This window comes from Vibrio fujianensis (assembly GCF_002749895.1).
Lineage (GTDB): Bacteria > Pseudomonadota > Gammaproteobacteria > Enterobacterales > Vibrionaceae > Vibrio > Vibrio fujianensis.
Genome location: NZ_NBUS01000054.1, coordinates 385,239 through 388,893 on the forward strand (window position 1 = coordinate 385,239; position 3,655 = coordinate 388,893).

Here is a 3,655-nt window from a genome sequence, read left to right on the forward strand (position 1 = left end):
CAAATGTTTGCTCTGTGGGTATTGATCTGGCGTTATGACGATTGGATGGTTTGGATGGGCTATGTGGCTATCTATATTGCAACTATTCTTACTTATTGGTCAATGATGCAATATTTATCTGCAGCGAAGGGCGATCTGCTCAATGAAGAGCACCATTAACCTTGTGCTTAATCGTTGATGGAAAATTTAAGTAACCCCAATATTATATTGGGGTTTTATATGTTACTTGGTGTGAAGTATCAAAGAGGAACAATAGCCAGTTAATGGTGACGTTAATTCGATTCTTATCCATTAAATCTGCAGTAACGCTGGGGATGAGTTCATCTCTGATTGAGTTATAAAACGATCACTCCGAGTATGGCAGCGGATTTATTTTGCGTGTTGTCCTTCAATAGGAACAACACTGCTGGCGTGGAAGCCTTTGGGGCCTTGCTCAACTTCATAGGCGACTTGTTGCCCCGCTTTTAGTGTGCGGTAGCCATCCATTTTAATCGTTGAATAATGGGTGAAAATGTCTTCATTTCCACCGTCTGGACAAATGAAACCGAACCCTTTGGCATTATTGAACCACTTTACTGTACCTGTAGCCATGCTATACATCCCTCATGCATTTGTAACTGATAGTGTTGACAGAAATACTCGCTCCTCTGATTCCATAAACGAGCGTTTCTGGTGTGAATGCTGGTTTAGCCGCTGCCAAATCTTTACTCACTAATTGACCAATGTAGTCAATGATAGAGCACAGTCAATAGGGGAGCGGTATAAAGATAGTCACTTTTATAAGTAAATCACTTTAAGGGGTCAGCGCATTGAGTTTTTTGTCTAAAAGAGGTGCTGCTTGAGTGATGAAGGATGGAAAAATGCAATGAAATTTGCAAATAGCAATGCATATTGTGAATTTAAGTGCATATTTAGCTGTTTTTTTGAACGGTTACAACCGTAACCGACAAGGAATCGTCATGTTTTATTTGCAGCGGTACCATTGCTGGATTAGTCTCTAGGTAAGGGTTGTTTTTCACCTGAACAGACAGCAAGTTAAGTGAATAAACCGCGCTGATGGATAGGATGACAATGGGTAATAATTTGAGAAACACTCTGATCTATGGCCGTCATGAGTAGAAACTTTGAATGGGTAACTCCAGGCTCAGATTTACTGGAGAAAGAAAAGACCGAGGTAAGCCCCCCGGCAATGTATCACGTAGTACTCAATAATGATGATTATACCCCGATGGACTTTGTGATTGAGATTCTTGAGCGTTTTTTCTCAATGGACATCGAAAGAGCAACACAAGTCATGCTTAGGGTACATTATGAAGGAAAAGCCATTTGTGGCACATATACTGCAGAGGTTGCAGAGACAAAGGTAGCGCAAGTGACCATGTACTCAAGGGAAAATGAGCATCCACTACTGTGTACTATGGAGCAAGCTTAGGCTTGTCAGACAATGTGGTTGTTCCTTAAGGAGGCCTTATGCTTAATAAAGAACTAGAGTCTAGTCTAAATGGCGCGTTCGCTCGAGCGCGAGACAAACGACATGAATTTATGACCGTCGAGCACCTCCTACTGGCATTGTTGGAAAACGATGCAGCGAAGGATGCATTATTGGCCTGTCAAGCTGATATTGACACATTACGACAAGAGCTGGATCAATTTATTGATCAAACCACGCCTCTTATCCCTGCGAATGATGACATGCGTGAAACTCAGCCAACTCTCAGCTTCCAACGAGTGCTACAACGCGCTGTTTTTCATGTTCAGTCTTCTGGACGTAATGAAGTCACAGGCGCGAATGTTCTCGTGGCTATTTTTAGTGAACAAGAGTCCCACGCGGCGTACTTACTGAAAAAAAATGATATTAGTCGACTTGATATCGTGAACTTCATTTCTCACGGGATTACTAAAATTTCCGGCGCGAGTGATGATCCTGCTGCTGACGCTTTTAGCCCTGGGAATTTAGATGACACCAATGGCGATGAGCGATTAGAAAGCTTTGCTAGCAACCTTAATCAACTCGCGAAACAAGGACAGATTGATCCTCTTATTGGTCGAGATAAAGAGCTTGAGCGTACGATTCAAGTATTATGCCGCCGTCGTAAAAATAATCCGCTCTTAGTGGGTGAGGCTGGGGTCGGTAAAACGGCAATTGCTGAAGGTCTAGCTTGGCGGATTGTGGAAGGGCAAGTTCCGGACGTCATTCAAAACAGTGTCATCTACTCATTAGATATTGGTTCGTTACTTGCTGGAACCAAGTATCGTGGTGATTTTGAAAAACGTTTTAAAACGATTCTTAAACAATTAGAGAAAGAACAAGACGCGATTCTTTTTATTGATGAGATTCATACGATTATTGGTGCTGGTGCAGCATCGGGTGGGCAAGTGGATGCCGCGAATCTGATTAAACCATTATTAAGCAGTGGCAAATTACGTTGTATAGGTTCAACCACCTATCAAGAATACAGCACGATATTTGAAAAAGAGCGCGCGTTATCACGTCGTTTTCAGAAAATTGATGTATTAGAACCGTCATTGGATGATACCACCAAGATTTTAATGGGGTTAAAGCCTAAATATGAAGCACACCATGATGTACGCTATACCCATAAAGCATTACGGGCCGCAGTAGAGTTATCAGCAAAATATATTAATGAGCGCCATTTGCCGGATAAAGCGATTGATGTGATCGATGAAGCCGGTGCAAGAATCCGACTGATGCCTGCTAGCCGACGTAAAAAAACCGTTGGGGTTGCTGAAATCGAAGCTATGGTAGCAAAAATGGCGCGAATTCCAGAAAAATCGGTCTCTTCATCCGATAAAGATATTTTGAAAAATCTTGATAAGAAGATGAAAATGTTAGTCTTTGGCCAAGATCAAGCGATAGAAGTGCTGAGTGAATCGATCAAACTCACTCGCGCAGGTCTCGGCTCAGATAATCGGCCGGTTGGCTCGTTCCTTTTTGCAGGGCCAACTGGGGTTGGTAAAACGGAAGTTACCGTCCAATTATCCAAGTTATTGGGGATCGAGCTGCTACGCTTTGATATGTCGGAATATGGTGAACGTCATTCGGTTAGCCGCTTAATTGGAGCGCCTCCTGGCTATGTTGGTTACGATCAAGGTGGCTTGTTGACCGATGCTGTGATTAAGCACCCTCATGCGGTCGTTTTGCTTGATGAAATTGAAAAAGCCCATCCAGATGTCTTTAACCTCCTGTTGCAAGTGATGGACAATGGCACATTAACGGATAATAACGGTCGAAAAGCGGATTTCCGTAATGTAATTTTAGTGATGACGACCAATGCGGGTGTGGCTGAAACGGTAAAACAATCGATTGGTATGATTCAACAAGATCATAGTCATGATGCAATGGCGGAGATTAAAAAAGTCTTTACTCCAGAGTTTCGTAATCGCTTAGATCATATCATTTGGTTTAATAGCTTAGATGAACGAGTTATTCATCAAGTAGTTGATAAATTTATTGTTGAGTTACAAGCTCAACTGGATGCAAGAGGCGTGTCACTTGAGGTCTCTGAAGATGCAAGGCATTGGCTTGCTATCAAAGGGTATGATCGAGATATGGGCGCTCGTCCAATGGGGCGAGTCATTCAAGATCAATTGAAAAAACCACTTGCTAATGAATTATTATTTGGCGCTTTGGTTG

General features: G+C 42.4%; 3 protein-coding genes and 1 pseudogene. 3 read left to right on the forward strand and 1 reads right to left on the reverse strand.

What is annotated here, in order from left to right:
• A pseudogene (locus B7C60_RS19600) lies at positions 1–159 on the forward strand (CDP-diacylglycerol--glycerol-3-phosphate 3-phosphatidyltransferase); the annotation flags it as partial.
• A gap of 210 nt (positions 160–369) precedes the next feature.
• Here the strand turns inward: B7C60_RS19600 and cspD are convergent.
• Positions 370–591: a cold shock domain-containing protein CspD gene (gene cspD, locus B7C60_RS14830; protein WP_161428237.1), complete on the reverse strand. Its 222-nt coding sequence runs from the start codon at positions 589–591 to the stop codon at positions 370–372.
• Between the two features lie 520 nt (positions 592–1,111).
• Here cspD and clpS point away from each other — a divergent pair.
• Both clpS and clpA read left to right on the forward strand, forming a co-directional pair.
• Positions 1,112–1,432 (forward strand): ATP-dependent Clp protease adapter ClpS, encoded by a 321-nt coding sequence (gene clpS, locus B7C60_RS14835; RefSeq protein WP_099612651.1) that lies wholly within the window; start codon positions 1,112–1,114, stop codon positions 1,430–1,432.
• Between the two features lie 38 nt (positions 1,433–1,470).
• Positions 1,471–3,655 (forward strand): ATP-dependent Clp protease ATP-binding subunit ClpA (clpA, locus tag B7C60_RS14840; RefSeq protein ID WP_245869524.1); only part of this gene is annotated, 2,185 nt, incomplete at its 3' end.

Coding starts and splice junctions, on each gene's coding strand:
- cspD (WP_161428237.1), bottom strand. CDS start 591: ATGGCTACAGGTACAGTAAAGTGGTTCAATAATGCCAAAGGGTTCGGT.
- clpS (WP_099612651.1), top strand. CDS start 1,112: ATGAGTAGAAACTTTGAATGGGTAACTCCAGGCTCAGATTTACTGGAG.